General features: G+C 73.1%; 12 protein-coding genes. 7 read left to right on the top strand and 5 right to left on the bottom strand.

What is annotated here, in order from left to right; genetic code table 11:
- Positions 1 to 3: 3 nt before the first annotated feature.
- The 4 genes from QFZ71_RS27255 to QFZ71_RS27240 all read right to left on the bottom strand — a co-directional run bounded on the left by QFZ71_RS27255 (position 4) and on the right by QFZ71_RS27240 (position 6,900).
- Complete coding sequence (locus QFZ71_RS27255) at positions 4 to 1,257, bottom strand: cytochrome P450 (protein ID WP_307670794.1); 1,254 nt, start codon at positions 1,255 to 1,257, stop codon at positions 4 to 6.
- Positions 1,254 to 2,546, bottom strand: coding sequence for a cytochrome P450 (locus QFZ71_RS27250; RefSeq protein WP_307670793.1), 1,293 nt, complete (start codon positions 2,544 to 2,546; stop codon positions 1,254 to 1,256). Before QFZ71_RS27250 ends, QFZ71_RS27255 begins: the two co-directional genes overlap by 4 nt.
- Before the next feature lie 250 nt (positions 2,547 to 2,796).
- Complete coding sequence (locus QFZ71_RS27245; RefSeq protein ID WP_373465212.1) at positions 2,797 to 4,536, bottom strand: hypothetical protein; 1,740 nt, start codon at positions 4,534 to 4,536, stop codon at positions 2,797 to 2,799.
- A gap of 177 nt (positions 4,537 to 4,713) precedes the next feature.
- Positions 4,714 to 6,900, bottom strand: coding sequence for an AAA family ATPase (locus QFZ71_RS27240; protein WP_307670791.1), 2,187 nt, complete (start codon positions 6,898 to 6,900; stop codon positions 4,714 to 4,716).
- Between the two features lie 138 nt (positions 6,901 to 7,038).
- Here QFZ71_RS27240 and QFZ71_RS27235 point away from each other — a divergent pair, with 138 nt between their 5' ends.
- The 6 genes from QFZ71_RS27235 (at position 7,039) to QFZ71_RS27210 (ending at position 14,508) form a co-directional block, all read left to right on the top strand.
- Positions 7,039 to 7,746, top strand: a complete 708-nt coding sequence (locus QFZ71_RS27235; protein ID WP_307671603.1) for a response regulator transcription factor — start codon at positions 7,039 to 7,041, stop codon at positions 7,744 to 7,746.
- Between the two features lie 211 nt (positions 7,747 to 7,957).
- Positions 7,958 to 9,871: a HAMP domain-containing sensor histidine kinase gene (locus tag QFZ71_RS27230; RefSeq protein ID WP_307670790.1), complete on the top strand. Its 1,914-nt coding sequence runs from the start codon at positions 7,958 to 7,960 to the stop codon at positions 9,869 to 9,871.
- Between the two features lie 323 nt (positions 9,872 to 10,194).
- Complete coding sequence (locus tag QFZ71_RS27225) at positions 10,195 to 10,548, top strand: LPXTG cell wall anchor domain-containing protein (protein ID WP_307670789.1); 354 nt, start codon at positions 10,195 to 10,197, stop codon at positions 10,546 to 10,548.
- Between the two features lie 101 nt (positions 10,549 to 10,649).
- Positions 10,650 to 11,336: a class F sortase gene (locus QFZ71_RS27220; RefSeq protein ID WP_307670788.1), complete on the top strand. Its 687-nt coding sequence runs from the start codon at positions 10,650 to 10,652 to the stop codon at positions 11,334 to 11,336.
- Between the two features lie 160 nt (positions 11,337 to 11,496).
- The gene (sph, locus tag QFZ71_RS27215; RefSeq protein WP_307670787.1) at positions 11,497 to 12,477 is read left to right on the top strand and encodes a sphingomyelin phosphodiesterase; all 981 of its coding nucleotides are present in this window, start codon (positions 11,497 to 11,499) and stop codon (positions 12,475 to 12,477) included.
- Between the two features lie 114 nt (positions 12,478 to 12,591).
- Positions 12,592 to 14,508: a hypothetical protein gene (locus tag QFZ71_RS27210; protein ID WP_307670786.1), complete on the top strand. Its 1,917-nt coding sequence runs from the start codon at positions 12,592 to 12,594 to the stop codon at positions 14,506 to 14,508.
- Here the strand turns inward: QFZ71_RS27210 and QFZ71_RS27205 are convergent.
- Positions 14,423 to 16,582: a tetratricopeptide repeat protein gene (locus QFZ71_RS27205; protein ID WP_307670785.1), complete on the bottom strand. Its 2,160-nt coding sequence runs from the start codon at positions 16,580 to 16,582 to the stop codon at positions 14,423 to 14,425. The two genes, QFZ71_RS27210 and QFZ71_RS27205, sit on opposite strands and share 86 nt — an antisense overlap.
- A 199-nt stretch (positions 16,583 to 16,781) precedes the next feature.
- Here QFZ71_RS27205 and QFZ71_RS27200 point away from each other — a divergent pair, with 199 nt between their 5' ends.
- Entirely contained in the window at positions 16,782 to 17,573 is a 792-nt protein-coding gene (locus QFZ71_RS27200; RefSeq protein ID WP_307670784.1) for an N-formylglutamate amidohydrolase, read from the top strand.
- Positions 17,574 to 17,576 lie beyond the last annotated feature (3 nt).

The raw sequence follows: 17,576 nt of genomic DNA, 5'->3' as shown, positions 1-17,576 counted from the left end.
CCGTCAGTCCAGGAGGACGGGGAAGGCGGCCATGTCGTTCTGCGTCATCACCGGGAGTCTGGTGATCTCCTCGTCCGGGACGGCGAGGCGCAAACCGGGGAAGCGCCCGAACAGGGCGGGCAGCGCGATCCCCGCCTCGATGCGCGACAGGGCCGCGCCGGGGCAGATGTGCGGGCCGTGGCCGAAGGTCATGTGCCGGTTGCGGGTGGGCCGGGTGATGTCGAAGGCGTCGGCGTCGGGGCCATGCTGCTGGATGTCGCGTCCGATGGAGCGGTAGGAGACGACGAGGCCCTCCCCCTTGCGGATCACGTCGTCGCCCACGGCGATGTCCTCGGTGGCGAACCGCATCAGCAGATGGGTGGTGGGGGTGTCCCAGCGCAGCGTCTCCTCGATCACCGCGTCCCAGCCGGCCTCCCCGTCGAGCACCTTGCGCAGCTGGGCGGGGTGGGAGAGGAGGGCGCGCACGGCGTTGAGGACGAGCCCGATGGTGGTCTCGTGCCCGGCGGCGACCATCGCCTTGAGGTTGCCCACCACCTCCTCCTCGGTCAGCGGCTCGCCGCCCTCCTCGGCCAGGATCAGCGCGCTGGTGAGGTCGTCCGTGGGCCGGGCCGTCTTCTCCCGTACGAGATCGGTGTAGAAGACGTCCAGTTCGGCGAGCAGGGCGAGCCGTTCGTCCTGCGGGGTGAGCATGGAGAAGAACGCCTTGTACTTCCGGGTCAGCATGGCGTGCTGGGACTCGTCGACGCCCATCAGCATGCCGACGACCTTCATCGGGAGCGGCTGGGCGAAGACCGCCTTCAGGTCGACGACCCCGTTCTCGTCCCGGCCGGCCTCCAGATCGTCCAGCAGTTCCCCGGTGAAGTCCTCGATGGCGGGGCGGATCGCCTCGAGCCGGCGCGGGGTGAGCGCCTGCGAGGTCTTGGTGCGCAGCCTCCGGTGTTCGGCCCCGTCGACGGTGAACATGGAGCGGCCGGCGTCGATCATGCCGATGAGCGGCCATGCACGTGTCACCACTCCGACGCGCCACGCCTCCCAGGCCTCGATGTCCTTCACCAGGCGCTGGTCGACGAGGAGTTGACGGGCCTCCGCGTGCCGGGTGACCGTCCACGCCGGGACGCCGAGCAGGTCGATCCGGGCGAGGACGCCCGCGTCGCGCAGCCGCGCGGTCTCCCCGTCGAGGTCCTGGACCATGGGGTCGATGACGATCGCCCCGGTACCCCGGTCGGCCGGTGCGGCGGCAGTGTGCGGGCAGTTCACAACGCGTCTCCTGTCGTACGTACGGGTGTGAAGCGGACGGGCAGCGCGATCGTGCCGCGCAGGAAGGCGGAGGGGCGGCGGACCAGTTCGGTCGCGGGAACGGACAGTTCGAGGTCGGGCAGCCGGTCCATCAGCACCTCGATGCCGGTACGGGCGATGGTCTCGGCGATCTCCCTGGCCGGGAAGGGGCAGCGGTACTCGCCGTGGCTGAACGCCAGGTGCGCGCTGTTGCCGCCCCGCCCGGAGCGGTCGACGTACGGGGAGACCTGCTGCCGGATGTGCGGGTCCGCGTTGGCGGCGCCGAGTCCGAGGAGCAGCATGTCGCCGCGCGCGATGTTCCGCCCGCCGAGCCGCGCGTCGCGCGCCGCCCAGCGTCCGGCCAGGATCTGGGTGGGCCCCTCCTCCCACAGCACCTCGTTCATGGCCTCGCCGACGCTGTGCCGGCCGCCGGTGAGCGCGTCCGCGAACTGGTCCTCGGTGAGCATCAGCCGGGTGGAGTTGCCGATCCAGTCGGCGGTGGTCAGATGGCCGGCCGCCGTGATGGCCATCAGGTCGAGCGCGTACTCCTCGTCGGTGAACGGTTCGGGGTGGGCGAGCATCCGGGAGGTCACGTCGTCGCCGGGCCGCTCCCGCTTGGCGGCGACGAGCCGGTGCATGTGCTCGCCGAAGCGCTGGTGCGCCTGCTGCGCGCCGGGCCCGCCGTCGGCGAGATCCTTCAGCACGCGGGCGATGTCGGCGCCCTCCTCGTCGGGGAAGCCGACGAGCCGGGCGAGCACGAGGACGGGCAGCGGCTCCGCGTACTCGGCGACGAGGTCGGCGGTTCCCCGCGTGCACACGGCGTCGATGAGCCGGTCGGCCAACTGCTCGCAGTGCTGCCGGATTTCGAAGGGGTCCACCGCTTCGAGCGCGGGGACGACCATGTCGGCGTGACGGCGGTGCTCGGCCCCCGCGGTGAAGTAGATGGACGGCATGGGCGTGCCCACCATGGGCAGGAGCGGCCAGTCGGCGGGGATGTTCTCCCACTGGTTCCACAGGGAGACGTCACGGGGGAACAACTCCCCGTCGCTGGTCACCTGGTGGAGTTCCCGGTAGCCGATCACCAGCCAGGCGGGCACGCCGCCGTGCAGCTCGACCGGGACCACGGGCCCGTGCTCGCGCCGCATCTGCCGGTAGAGCGCCTGCGGTTCGGTGGTGAAGCCGGGGCCGCCCAGCACGACCGCCCCCGTACCACCGACGGGACACCCAGCGCCGGGCGCGGTCGAGGACGTGGGGGACGAAGGGTTCGTCATCGTACGGACTCCAGTGGCAGCGGCTTCGCGCGTTGGGACCCGACGATCAACGCGGCACCACTATAAGGAGATCGAGTGAACGCGGGAGCGATTCGCGCTCATTTCCCCTCCCCTGTCGAGCGATTCGGCACCACCTTCTGATCCCATCCGTACGACATCTGCGCGGATTCGACCACAGCATCGGCATCGGGGGCGGTCTCCGGTGGGTGCGGTCCGGCACCCCCGCATCCGTACGGCGTCCCGTACACGCTCATGTGCTGGACGCGGACGGCGGGGTGAAGGCGACCCGGACGCTCCACTCGCCGGTACGGAGCGTCAGTCCGTCCGTCAGATCCTTCGACCGCTCCGGATCGGTCAGCCACAGATTGACCGCAGAGCCCAGGAGCACCGGGTCGAGCGGGGGCCGGCGAGCGCCCCAGGCACGTTCGGTGCGGGCCTCCACCTGCCGTCCGCCGCGCAGCCGGACGAGGCAGCGGGTCTCGTCCAGCCGGGCGACCAGGACGTTGAGGTTCTCGTACCGCAGCGCCGCGTTCGCGATCCAGTCGAGGGCGGCCACCTCCGCGTCCGCGACCGTACGGGCCAGCACCTCCGCGGCGTGCGGCCAGTGCGGGTGGGTCTCCTCGGTGGTGACGGCGTAGAAGCCGAGGGCCCGTGTGTGGTGCCCCGCGACCAGGGGCCGCCGCTGAAGCTCGACGCCGCCCCACGCGTCATGGGCGCCCGTCACGTCGTACGCGGTGACCGACGGCCTCCGGACCGGTTCGGGCGGCGGTACGGGAACGGGACGCGGCGCCTCGCCGGGCACCCGGACCCCGCGCCCGGCGAGGAAGGCGTACATCCGCGCCCGCGTCACCTCGCCCGAGGTGTCGACCGACGCGAGCTGTCCGTCGACCACGGGCCGCAGCGCCGCCGGGTCGTGGCGGCCCGCCGCGTCCAGCAGTTGGGCGTGGACGTCGCCCTCGGGGTCCAGCCGTGGTGCGCCCCGGCCGAACGCGGCGGCGGGCGAGAGGGGGTCGAGCTCGTCCAGGCCGGTGGCCGCGAGCAGCGTGACACGGTCCGCGGCGGCCGAGTAGAACGACGTACTGCCGTGGTCGCCGACCACCCAGTCGCTGGCCACCACCGCGGCCCGCCAGCCCTCCTGCGGCGGGATGATCATGAGCCCGGCGTCCATCGCCGCACCGAGCCGCTCCAGCACTCCGGCGCGGGTGTGCCGGGCCCACACATTGGGGTGGAAGACGGCCGCGACGGCGAACTCGTCGGCCGGGAGCGAGGTGACCAGCCGCAGCGGCAGCTCCGGGTGGCGCCCGAGCAGCGAGTGCTCGCTCCAGGTGGAGTGGATGACGACCAGCCGCCGCCCGTCGACCGCGCCGAGCCGCGAACGGTACCGGTCCCGGTGGGACATGCTCGCGGTGATGCGCTGGAAGCACCAGTCACCGACGGGCACCGCGTACGGCGCCGCCTCGGGGCAGGTCTCGGCCAGCCGGTCGATCTGCCCCTGGTGGGAGACGCCGATCGCCTTCGGCACGACCTTTCCCCGCCACATCAGCTCCCGGCGCGACAGCCCGGCGGGGGCGACGGCGTCACCGGTCGACTCGGTGACGAGACGGTTGTACCCGGCTCCGTGCGGCAGCACCATCAGCGGGGCGTCGAGGCGGCGCATCGTCGGATGCACCGAACAGCTCACGGCCAGGTCGAAGGAGCGCCGGGTCGCCTCCTCCCAGCTCAGCACGTGGATGCCGAGCCCGGCCAGATAGGAGTCGAGTCCGTCCGCGAACGCCGATCCCGGATTGACCGTGTAGTACTTCTCGATCCCGTCCTCGCTCCGGAGCAGATGCATCACGTCCACCACCCGCGTGGCGGAGGTGAGCGTCCGGGCCACTCCGAGCACCTCGGCCCTCGGCGGGTCCCAGGTGTTCCAGCGGGACGGGCCCGGCCGGCCGGCCCGGCGGAACCAGCTGGAGGGGCGGCTCAGCAGTGATGACACCGAGGACAACATGGCTCCGGGAAGAGGAAGGAACGGAACGGGGATCGGAAGGGGGCGGGGGCGGTCGAGCAGGGTCCGGGGGCGGAAGCGGTCGCGAGGGGCCGGGGAAGCAGGGAATGCCAGGAGGGACCGGGCAGCCGGGTAAAGGGCCGGAAGGAACGGGAGGGTGCGGGGCAGGCGCCGGGCTCAGTCCGCTGCGGCCGGTGGCTTCAGTCCCATCGCCTGCCGCAACGTCCGCAGCTTCTCCTCGTACGCGGCCCGCAGGGGTTCTTCCTCGGCCCGCTCGGCCAGCGAGGCGAGCAGCGCGAGGGCCTGATCGAACTTGGCCAGCTGCCTGAGCTCCGCCGCGCCGTCGGCCGCCGCGACCGCCGCCGCGACCGCCCGGTCCAGCTCGCCGCGTCCGCAGAGGGCGCGGGCCCGTACGAGCTCGATCCGCGGCAGCATGGGATCGTCACCGGTGGTACGGGCGACCTCGGCCGCCGCGTCCAGTACGCCGAGGGCGTCGTCCCACCGCCCTCCGGCCACCAGCGCCTGCCCCACGTTGTAGCTCTGCACGACGACGCCGTGCGGGTCCGGCACCGAGCGGTTGGCCTCCAGCGCCCGTCCGAAGAGTTCGCGGGCCTCGTCCGCCCGGTCACGGGCCAGAGCGATCAGACCTCGGGTCTCCCACACCACACCGCTCAGCCGCGGGTCGCCTGTCAGCCCCAACAGGGCTGTCGCGGCCGTCAGTTCGGCATCCGCCTGGTCGAGGTCGCCCAGTTCGTACGCGGCGCGGGCCACCTGGTTACGCATCCGGACCTCCACGTCGGGACGGGCCTCGTGCTGGGCCGCCTCGATGCCCAGACGGCCCGTGGCGACGCAGTCGGCGAGGTGTTTGCGGCTGTGATAGAGCGCCCACAGAGACTCGCACAGCCGCCACACGTCCTCGTACCACGCGTGCTCCGCCGCGGTGCGGATCACCTGCTCCAGGTTGACGCGCTCGGCGTCCAGCCAGTCCAGCGCGGCGGACCGGCCCACGAACAGCGGTTCTTTCGCGGAGAGTTCGGCCAGGGCACGGTCCGGCGGGGGTTGGATCCGGAAGCGGTCACCGAGCACCAGCGCGTCCGCGTGGGCCGCCGCGTCCCGGTAGAAGTCCACGACGAGCCGCAGAACCGGCCGCCGTCCGTCCTCGGTCAACGCCCTCGCGCGCACACGGGCATGGGCGCGCGCCACATCGTGCAACCGGCAGCGCCGGGGACGGTCCGGCGACTCCACCAGGACCGCGAGCCGCGACGAGACGAGCTCGCCGAGCGCCTCGTCCACCCGGACGGCGCCCGCGGCCCGCAGCAGATCCGTGGTCGCCGTCGTACCGGGCAGGACGCCGAGGAGATCGTAGAGCTGCCGGGTGTGCTCCGACACCTCGGCGACCACCGAGTCCAGCACGGTGTCGACCGCCTCGCCCACACCGCCCTCGCCCTCGTGGAGCCCCTCGTTCGCGCCCATGACCACCGCCCTCGCCTCCCGTACGCCGACGCCGCCCGTTCCGGTGTGTCCGCCGTCCGTTCCGTGCCGTCCGGCGGCCGTCAGATCACGCACCACGTCGTCGAGGGTCAGATGAGGCCGCGCCGCCAGCCACTCCACCGCGGCCCGCAGCGCCAACGGGTGCCCGGCGCACAGCCGTACGACGTCCGCGGCCGTCTCCTCGTCGGCGTCGGCGTGCCAGCGGCGCACCAGTTCCGTCCCGGCGGCCTCGTCGAGCGGGTCGACGGCGATCAGCACGGCACCGTCCATCAGGAGCGACGGCAGCACCCGGCGGCCGATCACCACGAGCAGCCCGCCCGGCGGCACGAGCGCCCGCGCCTCCGGGGCGTGCTGCGCGTTGTCCACCATCACGAGCAGCCGTTTTCCGGCGGCGACGCTGCGGAAGAGGGCCGTGCACTCGGCGAGTCCGGCGGGCACATAGTCCTTGCTGACCCCGAGAGCGCGCAGGAACCGGCCGAGGACCGCGGCGAGATCGACGGCGCCGTCACGCCGCAGATCCTCCAGATCGACGTAGAGCTGCCCGTCCGGGAAGAGCTGCTTCAGCTCCCGCCTCACGCTCTGGGCGACGAGTTGCGTCTTGCCTACCCCGCCGACGCCGACCACGAGCAGCATGCCGGGCCCCGGTTCGCCGGCCAGGGCCACGGCGGCCTCCCGGAGACCGGCGAGCTCCTTCGTCCGGTTGACGAACACCCGGCTGGGCGGGGGGCCCTGGCTCGGCGGGACATCGGGAGCCCGCTCCGGCAGCCGCAGGCCCTCGATGTGCTGCGCCATCAGGACGGGACCGACGATGACGGCGTCCCCCGACACCGTGTTGTACGCCGTTCCGCCGCTGTCGGTACCGAGGCTGTTCAACCCGTCTCCTTCCACCGGTACGCCACCCTCGCGCAGGTGAACGCGCCGGTACCTTCCCGGCTTCCGCGTTCCGGAACCCGCCCCGGCCTCGCACTGTAGTCCCGCCGCTCTACGATCGGGGGCGTGTGCGCAGACGTCATGGTCGCCGAGGACGACGAGAAGCAGGCCGAGCTGGTGCGCCGCTATCTGGAACGGGAGGGACACACCGTACGGATCGTGGGCGACGGCCTCGCCGCACTCGACGCCGTCCGACACCGGGAACCCGATCTGCTCGTACTCGATGTGATGATGCCTCGCGCCGACGGTTTGGACGTGGTGCGGGTGCTGCGGGCGGAGTGCCGGGAGCTGCCGGTGCTGATGCTGACCGCGCGGTCGACCGAGGACGATCTGCTGCTCGGTCTCGACCTCGGCGCCGACGACTACATGACCAAGCCGTACAGCCCACGTGAGCTGATGGCCCGCGTCCGCACCCTGCTCCGGCGCGCGCGGCGGTCCGCCGCCCCGGAGCCGGCGGCCGAGGATCCCGTCCTGCGCGTGGGCACCCTCGTGGTCGATCCGGAGCGGCACGAGGTGTCCGTGGGCGGCGGGACGGTGGAGTGCACGCCCGGCGAGTTCCGGATTCTGGCGGCTCTGGCGGCGGGCCCGGACCGGGTGTTCAGCCGGCAGCGGCTGCTGGAGGAACTTCACGGTTTCGACCGCTACATCAGCGCCCGCACCGTCGATGTGCACGTCATGAACCTGCGCAAGAAGATCGAGCGGGCCCCGCGGCGGCCGGAGCGGCTTCTCACCGTCTTCGGGGTCGGCTACAAACTGACCGATCCGGCCAAGGCCCCCCGCGGTGCGTAGGAGGCGCGCGGCGGACTACGGCAGCGGCGCGCCCGGCCCGGCCGGTGACGGTGGAGCGGGTGACGGCCGTGGTGGTGCCGGTGACGGCCGTGGTGGGTCCGGTGAGAAGGACGGTCATGGTGGTGGCCGTGGGGCCGGTGCACGCGAGGCTGTGGCCGGGCGGGGCGGTGACCGCGGACGCCGGGCCGCGGCGGGGCGGGCGCGAGTCCCGTTGCGGCGCAGTCTGCTCGGGCGGCTGCTCGCCGTCTCGGCGCTGGTGGCCGCGTGTTCGGTGGCGGCCACCGCCTGGATCGCCGTCCAGACCACCTCGGGCGCGATCAAGCAGGAGCAGGGGCAGAACCTCACCGCGGACGCCCGGATCTACGACACCCTGCTGGAGTACGCCGCGCGGAACCCGACCTGGGACGGGGTCGATGCCACGGTGCGGGAGCTGGCACGGGAGTCGGGCCGCCGTGTCGCGCTGACCACGCAGAGCCGGCAGCCGCTCGCCGACTCCGCCACCGCGGCGACCGCCCCGGCGCTTCCGCCGCAGGCATCGGCCGTGGTGGACCCGCTGTCCGTCGACACCGTCCTGGCGGCGCGGGGCACCGACGGGCAGGACACGGCGGCCGACCGGATCGACCCGCGGGCGGTGGGACCGTTCCGGCTGTCGGCGGCCGACAGCACGGCGTTGCGCCGGAAGGCCGACGCCAAGGTGGAGTGCCTGAACCGGGCGGGGATCGCCTCCGACGTGGTGGTCGGCGCGAGCGGTCGCCCGCGGGTGCAGATCGTGGGCAACGACCCCGAACGCGCCCTGGGCACCCGCTGCGACCTCGCGGATCTGGACACCCCCACGCGTTCGGAGCAGAAGGCTCTCGACGCGCTCACCGAGCTGGCCGACGCCTGCCTGAAGCGCCAGGGCCGCGAGGGCGTACGCCTGAACAACGACCTGTCCTGGGGCGATCCGGTCCCGGTGGCCGTGCCGGGCGAGCCGGGGCCGACCGCGCCCCGGCCGATGCCCGCGCCGGGCGACGATCCCCCGCAGGAGTCCGCGCCCTCGGTCATGGGCCCGGAGCGCACCGGGGAGAACGACCGGGCCATCGCGTCCTGTGTGGGTACGGCCCGCAGCGAACAGCTCAGTTCGTACGTGGCCTCCCCCGCCCTCCTCTTCATCGGCGACGAGGGCGGCGCGACGCTGCCCGGCTTCGACCTCTCCCCCGCGAACACCGCCAGGATCGCCGGTGCGGCGGCGCTCGTGCTCGCCCTGACCGTGGGCGCTTCGGTGTTCGCGGGAACCCGGCTGGTGCGCCCGCTGCACGCGCTGACCGGGGCGGCGCAGCGGATGCGGGACGGGGAGGAGCCCGCGTCGGTGCCTGTCTCGGGCGACGACGAGGTCGGGCGGCTGGCGGCGGCTTTCAACGACATGTCCGCGCACCGGGCCCGGCTGGAGGAGCAGCGCAAGGCCATGGTGAGCGACGTCGCGCATGAGCTGCGTACCCCGCTGAGCAACATCCGGGGCTGGCTGGAGGCCGCGCAGGACGGGCTCGCCGACCCCGACCCGGCGTTCGTCTCGTCGCTGCTGGAGGAGGCCGTGCTGCTCCAGCACATCATCGACGACCTCCAGGACCTGGCGGAGGCCGACGCGGGGGCGCTGCGCCTGCATCCGGAGCCCGTCGAGGTCCGGGAGCTGTTGGGCCAGGTGGCCGCCGCCCATCAGGCGCGGGCGGAGCACGCGGCCGTCACGCTCGCCGTCGCGGTCCCCTCGCCGGGCCCGGAGCTGTGCGCGGACCCGGTCCGGCTCCGGCAGGCGGTGGGCAACCTGGTCTCCAACGCCGTACGGCACACACCGGAGGGCGGCCGGGTCACGCTGAGCGCCCGCGCCTCCGACGAGGGCGACGGGGCGGTGCTGGTCGAGGTGGCGGACACCGGCTCCGGCATCCCGTCCGCGGACCTCCCCCATGTCTTCGACCGGTTCTGGCGCGCCGAGAAGTCCCGTAGCCGGCGGACGGGCGGCAGCGGTCTGGGGCTGGCCATCGTCCGCAAACTGGTCGAGGCCCACGGCGGCACGGTGAACGCGACGAGCACCGAGGGCAAGGGGTCGGCGTTCCTCATCCGGCTCCCCGGAACACCCCCGTCCGGGCCATGACGACGTCACCGGTGACGTCACCGGGGCGACTCCGTGGCGACTGCTCCGTGGCGACTGCTCCGTGGTGGAGGCCTCGTGGTGACGGTGTCGTGGTGACGCCTCCGTGGTGACGGGCGTCGTGGTGACGGACGTCGTGGTGACGGCCAGGGCGACGCGTCCACCGGCGTTCACGGCCGACTGCCCTACCGCGCCCCTGATGGAATGACCACAGCGATCTGACAGCTTCTTCATATCTCCACGCCAGCCTGGCGGCATGCCCCGCTCCCGGTGCCGACCGGCATCCGGGACCGTCACGGGGCCGCGTATGGAATGGAGCAATCCGTATGACCGCTTTCACCTCCCGCCGCACTCTGCGTGGAGCCGTGCTCGCCGCCGTCGCGGCCGGCGCGGTGCTGGTCCCGGCCGCCGCCTTCGCCGACTCCTCGCCGAAGCCGGTGCCGTCGGCGCCCGCAGCCGCCGCACCGTCCCCCGACCGGGGCAAGGCCACCGTGCCCGCCCCGAAGGACGCCGCGCCGGCGGTGGCTCCGCGCGGCGGCGTCGCCGCGGGTGAGCGTCCCATCACCGGCGACGACAGCAGCACCACCGTGCTGGCCGGTTCGGCGGTCGGGGCCGTCCTGCTCGCGGGCGTGGGCACGATCGTGCTGCGTCGCCGCTCGGCGGCCGGCCACAACGCCTGACCCGCACCGCTTCCCGCCGATGACCGTGGCGTCGCCCCGCACCGGGGCGGCGCCACGCCCGCTCGCCCGCATGCTCGCCCGCACCGATTCCGGAGTCCTCTGTGCCGTCCCGTACGCCCCACCGCTTCCGGCGGACCGCCGCCCTGTCGACCGCCTTCGCGGCCTGCGCCGCGCTGGCCGGCTGCTCGTCCGCCGAGCCCTCCCCGTCCTCTGCGGCCGCGTCCGGCGGAACGTCCGCCTCCGCTCCGGCCGGACCGGGCGACGCGCGCCCCGAGTCCGCCGGACCGACCGGATCGGCAGGATCGGCAGGGCCCGCCGCGTCCACCGGGACGGACCGCGCGACCCGGTCGGCCCCCGTCGAGGTCTCGATCCCCTCGATCGGCGTGCGGAGCACCCTGATGAAGCTGGGGCTCAACGCGGACGGCACCGTCGAGGTCCCGCCGGCGGACAAGGGCATGACCGTGGGCTGGTACAGCGGCGGTTCCGTGCCCGGAGCACCGGGGCCGGCCGTGCTGATCGGCCACAACGACACCCGCTTCGGCCGCGCCGTCTTCCACGACCTCAAGACCATCCGCGAGGGCGCCGAGGTCCTGGTCCGCGACACGGCGGGAAGGACCCTGCGGTACACGGTGACCGGCAAGGAGGCGGTCAGCAAGAAGGCGTTCCCCACCCGGAAGGTCTACGGCCCGTCGAAGGACAGCACCCTGCGGCTCATCACCTGCGACGGGGAGTTCGACGCGGAGGGCCACACCGTCGACAACCTCATCGTGTACGGCTCCCTGAGCTGAAGGAAACGCCACCTCCTCGGCCGGAACGGGGTGTGACCGGCGGGTGATCCGGATGGCAGCCGACCGGACAGACTCGTGCCATCCGATGTCTACCCGTGGGTAACTGCCGCTGCTTGGATGGGGGTCGCCCGGTACGCCCCACTCGACCCCAGGAGACCCCGTGCCGAACACCGCGTTCCGCCGCCTGACCGGCGTGGCACTTTCCGCCGCACTCGCCACCGTCACCCTCGCAGCGAACGCACCGCAGGCGGCGGCCGCCGAGACCCCGTCGCTGCGGGTGCTCTCGTACAACGCGTTCCTCTTCAGCAAGAACCTCTACCCCAACTGGGGCCAGGACCACCGCGCGGCCGAGATCCCGAAGACGTCGTTCTTCCGGGGCAACGACGTCGTGGTGATCCAGGAGGCCTTCGACAACGGGGCCGCCGACGCGCTGCTGCGCAACTCCGCCGCCCAGTACCCGTACCAGACCCCGGTGGTCGGCCGGAGCAAGAGCGGCTGGGACGCGACGGGCGGCTCGTACTCGGCGACGTCCCCGGAGGACGGGGGCGTCACCATCCTGAGCAAGTGGCCGATCGTGCGCAAGGAGCAGTTCGTCTTCAAGGACGCGTGCGGCGGCGACTGGTTCTCGAACAAGGGATTCGCCTACGCGGTGCTGAACGTCAACGGCGCCCGCGTCCACGTCGTCGGCACCCACGCCCAGTCGACCGACCCCGGCTGCTCGGCGGGCGAGGCGGCGCAGATGCGCAGCCGCCAGTTCAGGCAGATGGACGCGTTCCTCGACGCCAAGAACATCCCGGCCTCCGAACAGGTCGTCGTGGCGGGCGACTTCAACGTGGACGGGCACTCGGCCGAGTACGCGTCGTTCCTCTCCGACGCGGGCCTCTCCGACCCGGAGTCCCGGACGGGCCACCCGTACTCCTTCGACACCCGTGACAACTCCATAGCCTCCGAGCGCTACCCCGACGACCCCCGCGAGGACCTGGACCACGTACTGCACCGCGCGGGTCACGCCAAGCCGGCGGGCTGGAAGAACGACGTGATCAAGGAGCAGAGCGCGCCCTGGACGGTGTCGAGCTGGGGCACGACGTACACGTACACCAACCTCTCCGACCACTACCCGGTGATCGGCTCGGGCCAGTAGCCGGACCACGACGTCGCCGTCCGCATCCGCTCCACACGGGAGGGGACGGCGACATCCCCCGGCTCCTGCCGATATCGTGGCCAGCACTTGTGTCAGGGAGTGCGAGGGGCCGGTGTGGACGAGGGACGGAACCGGTGGATACGGGTGCCGGTCGGGGACGACGCGGGACGCTGGGCCACGCGGGTGCGCTGCCGTCGCGTCCTGTTCGTCGTGCACAACGTCACCTCGGCGACCCGGCTGCTCGACGTCCTCCCGCTGTTTGACGACGACCTCGGGGTACAGCTCCTCGCCACCTGCACGGGGTCCTCGGCCTTCCGGTCGGGCGTCGCCGAACTGCTGGCGGACACGGGGGTTCCCGTACTGCCGTGGGAACAGGCCCTCGTGACGCCGGTGGATCTGGCGATCTCGGCCAGCTTCGGCGGCGAACTGGCCTCCCTGCAAGGGAAATTGATCGTACTTTCGCACGGTATTGGGTACAATAAGAGGCTGGCAGCACCGAGCACCGAGCACCGAGCACCGAGCACCGAGCACCGAGCACCGAGCACCGAGCCGGATGCGGACGGGGCGGGACCGGCGCGGAGCACGCCTCCTCCCGTCTTCGGGCTCGCGCCGGAATGGCTGCTCGCGGACGGTGCCCCCGTGGCCGACGCGCTCGTCCTCTCCCATCCGGAACAGTTCGACCGATTGGCCGCGGCCTGCCCTGAGGCGTTGCCCACCGCCGTGCTCGGGGGCGACCCCTGCTTCGACCGGATACTGGCAGCCCGTCCGTACCGCGACCGTTTCCGCAGGGCGCTCGGCGTAGGTCGCGGGCAGCGTCTTGTCCTGCTCAACTCCACGTGGAGTTCCGAGTCGCTGGTGGGCGACGGGGACGGGCGCGGCGACGACGTACTGCCCTCGCTGCTCCCGCGGCTCACCTCGGAACTTCCCGCCGACGAATACCGCGTCGCCGCCGTCCTCCACCCCAACATCTGGCACGGGCACGGCCCCGGCCAGATCAGGGCCTGGCTGGACCGGGCCAGACGCAGCGGTCTGGCGCTGATCGACCCGCTGGAGGACTGGCGCCAGGCGCTCATCGCAGCCGATCTGGTCATCGGGGACCACGGCTCGGTCACCTATTACGCCGCCGCGCTCGGCAGCCCCGTGCTCCTGGGAGCCGCACCTCTGGACCGCCTCGACGCCGACGCGCCCATCGCCGACTTCATCCGGACCGCTCCCAGGCTCGACGCCCGGACGCCGCTGCGCGGCCAGGTGGACTCGGCGATCGGGAACCACACCCCGCAGCCGGGCCCCCTGCGGTTCACGTCCTCCGTGCCCGGCGAGGCGGCGGTACGGCTGAGGCGCGCCTTCTACGAACTGATGGCCGCCCCCGAGCCACCCGGCCCCGCCCTGCTCGTGCCACTGCCGATGCCGGCCCCGGAGCCCGCTCCCCGTACGGCGCCCCTGTGGGTGCTGACGCACGTCCTCGAAGAGCCGGAGGTCGCCGTGACCCGGTACGCCGATCCCGCCCGGGAACCGGCCGAGGAGGGAGAGGCCCATCTCGCCGTCCACGAGGACACCCGCGATCCGAGCCAACTCGGCCTGGCCGACCTCGTCTTCCGGGACGGCTCCCCGGACGACCCGCGCTTCGGCCCACCCGGCCGGTGGGCTGCCGACGTGCTGGCCCGGCACCCGCACTGCGCGCTCGCGGCGTACGTCACCGGGCCCTCGTCCTGCGTCGTCCGGACCCGTGACGGGGTCCTGCTCGGGCTCTCCGCAGGAGCACACGCAGATGCGGACCCGGCGGTGTACGCGTCGGCGGTGCACGCGTGGCTCGCGGCGGGCAGAACCCACGCGGCTCTGATCACGTACGGTCTGACCGTCCGCACCGGCGGCACCGCCCACCACGTCGTGGTCACGGCCGAGGCGGACGAGCCCGACGCGGGCGGAACGGGACAGCGCCCCCGTCCTACGTCTGCGGACCGGAGCACCTCTCCCGCACGCGGCGCAGATACTCCACGTGCTGTTCCGCGTTCTCCTCGGACAGGATCCTGATGGCCTCGTCGACCAGCGGCAGCGCTGCGGCGGGCTCCTCGCGCGCCAGCAGGATCTCGGCCAGATCCGTGAGAGCACGGGCGGAGTTGTACGCCTCGCCGCTCGCCCGGAAGGCGGCCAGCGCGCGCCGCACATGACCCTCGGCCTCGTCCAGCCGGCCGAGACCTCGCAGCGCCCGGCCCCGGTGGCGTTCCAGCAGAGCGCGCGCTCGGGGCAGATCCCCCGCGCCTTCGTCGTCGGGTCCGATGCCGTCCAGGACGGTGTACGCCTCGTCGAAGCAGTCGTAGGCGTCCGCGAAGCGCCACTGCCGCAGCCGTAGCAGTCCCAGCATCTCGACGGCCGAGGCCAGGCCGCGCACGTGTCCGGCCGCCCGCTCGTCGCGCGCGGCGGCCGCAGCCTGGGCCGCGGCCTCGTCAGCGAGCTGCAACTCACCCAGCGTGTGAGCCAGTTGGAAGTGCAGTGCCCCTGCGGCGCGGCTGCCCGGGGCCTGGGCATCGGCGACCGCCGCGCCGATCCGGAGCGCCGGGAGCAGCGTCTCGTGGTGGCCGGCCTTGAGCTGGAGCGGCCACAGGGCACGGCAGAGCGTCAGCAACGTGTCCGCGTCGCCGAACTCCTCGGCGGTGGCGACGGCTTCGACGAGGTTGGGCAGTTCGACGGCCAGACGCGCCACGGCCTCCCCTCGTGCCGTGTACACATCGTCCGGAGCATCGGCCAGGGCCTCCGGCACGCGCCAGCTCTCCGGGAGCGCGGCCCGCGCTGCCGTGACGGACAGCCGCAGGTAGTACCGCACGGCGCGGTTCGTGGCCGCCGAACAGCCGGCGATGCCCTCCTGGCGGTAGGCCGCCTCCTGGGCGTGGGCGCGGACGGACGGCCGATAGCGGTAGCGCCCGTTGTCCGTGTGCTCCAGCAGCAGCGCGTCGGCCAGTCCGCCGAGCAGCTCCTCCGCGGTGTCGGCTTCGACGCCCGCGACGTGCGCCGCCGCCTCCGCGTCGAAGGCGGGCCAGTACCGCAGCCCCATGAGGCGGTAGAGCCGGGCCGCGTCGGGCGGCAGCAATCGGTAGGCGTCCTCGGCGGCTGTACGCATCGGGTCGCTGTCGCTCACGGTGAGGTCTCCCGTCCGGTCCTGGTGGGGTGGTGGGGGCGGGGCCGCGGCGAGCGGTCCGGCTTCGAGGAGCCGGGGTGCGGCGGCGCGCAGGGCGTAGGGGGATCCGCCGCACCGTGCCAGCACGGCGGGGAGCGCCGCACGGGCGGAGCGCATGACCTGCTTGCCCACGAGCTTGGTGAGCAGGCGTGCCGCGTCCCGGTCGCTGAGAGGGCCGACGGGCACGGGGAACGCGTCGAGACCGGGGAACGGGCGCCGGGCCACGACCAGGGTGAGCACGGAAGGGGCGGAGGTCAGCAGCGGTGCGATCTGCGCCGCGGACCGGGCGTGGTCGAGGACGAGAAGCAGCCTGAGGTCCGCGACGATGCGGCGGAAGGTGTCGATGCGCTCCGCCTCCGAGGGCGGGATCTGCTCATCGCTCAGGCCGAGTTGGCGCAGCAGTGCCCGCAGGGCGCTGCCCGCGGTGTGGGCGCTGCCCGCGCCCCGGCGGCCGAGGTCCACGTAGAGCTGCCCGTCCGGGAACAGGCTCTCCGCCCGCCAGCCCCAGTGCACGGCGAGTGCGCTGGTGCCCATGGAGTCGTCCCCGTACAGCAGGGCGACGCGGGGCCGCCCGTCCGCTTTACGGGCCGCCTCGCGGTCGAGCAGTTTCATCGCTCCCTTCCGGTCCGTGAAGAAACGTACGGAGGCGGGCAGTCGGGGCCGTCCGATCGTCGTCCCGGTGGTCTGCACGCTGCGGGCGAACGCGCTCCAGGTACGGGCGAGTGCGGGGTCGCTGTGCACGCTGTCGTGGATGATCCGCGCCACGGCGGCCCGTTCCTCCGGCCGGGTCGGCGCGGCGACCTCGCGTCCGGCGATCCGCCGCACCAGTCCGCCCGCGGTCTCCCAGGCCCATTTGCCCGCCTCGCTCGCCACGCCCGATCCGACGGCGCCGAGGACCGCGGTGATGGCGGCCATCGATATGGGATCCAGCATGCGGTGCGCCCCCTGTTCCCGCCGGTTCGCCCGGTGCACCCCTCCCGGGCACCGCCGCGACCGACCACAAGGATCAACGGTAGCCGCTGGAGCGGTTCGCTGACGGGCCGCCAGGAGAACAGGGAGGCCGTTCGCCGCCGCCGGGGCTGTCCGGGATGCTGGTGGCGGAAGACGGATGAAACACCCTTGAGGAGTACCCGTGCATCAGCCTCCGCAGCCGTTCACGCTCGTCCCCGGAGCTGTCGACTCGCCGGTCCTCCTGCACGTACCGCACGGATCCCGCCACATCCCCCACCGCGTGCGCGGGGGCATCACGTTGGGCGACGCGGCCCTGGAGCGCGAGCTCGACCACATCACCGACGCCCACACCGCCGAACTGGCCGCCTCGGCTGCGGCGATCGCCCCGTCCGCTCCCTGGCGCTTCGTGAACAACCTGTCGCGGCTGGTCGTCGACCCGGAACGCTTCCCGGACGAGCGGGAGGAGATGTCGGCCGTCGGCATGGGAGCCGTCTACACCCGCACCACCCACCGCGAACGGCTGCGCGCCCCGGAGACCGACCCGGCACCGCTGCTGGAGGCGTACTTCCACCCGTACGCCGACGCCATGACGGAGGCGGTCGACGCCCGGATCGCTGCCGCGGGCCGTGCGGTGATCATCGACGTCCACTCGTACCCGACCGCGCCACTCCCGTACGAACTGCACGGCACGGGCCCCCGCCCGCCCGTCTGCCTGGGCACCGACCCGTTCCACACACCGCCGGAGCTGCGGTCCCTGGCGGAAGGGGCGTTCGCCGGTTTCGGGGGCACAGCGGTCGACACCCCGTTCGCCGGTACGTACGTCCCGCTGAAGCACTACGGCACGGACCGGCGGGTCACGGCCCTGATGATCGAGATCCGCCGCGACACGTACATGACCGAGCCGGGCGGCCCTGCCGGGCCGGGGCTCGACGCGCTGGCGGGGGCGCTGGCGGAGCTGGTGGGGACGTGCTGACCT

The sequence above is a fragment of the Streptomyces sp. V2I9 genome, assembly GCF_030817475.1.
In the GTDB taxonomy this organism is placed as follows: domain Bacteria; phylum Actinomycetota; class Actinomycetes; order Streptomycetales; family Streptomycetaceae; genus Streptomyces.
This window is presented reverse-complemented; position numbering and strand designations above follow the sequence as displayed.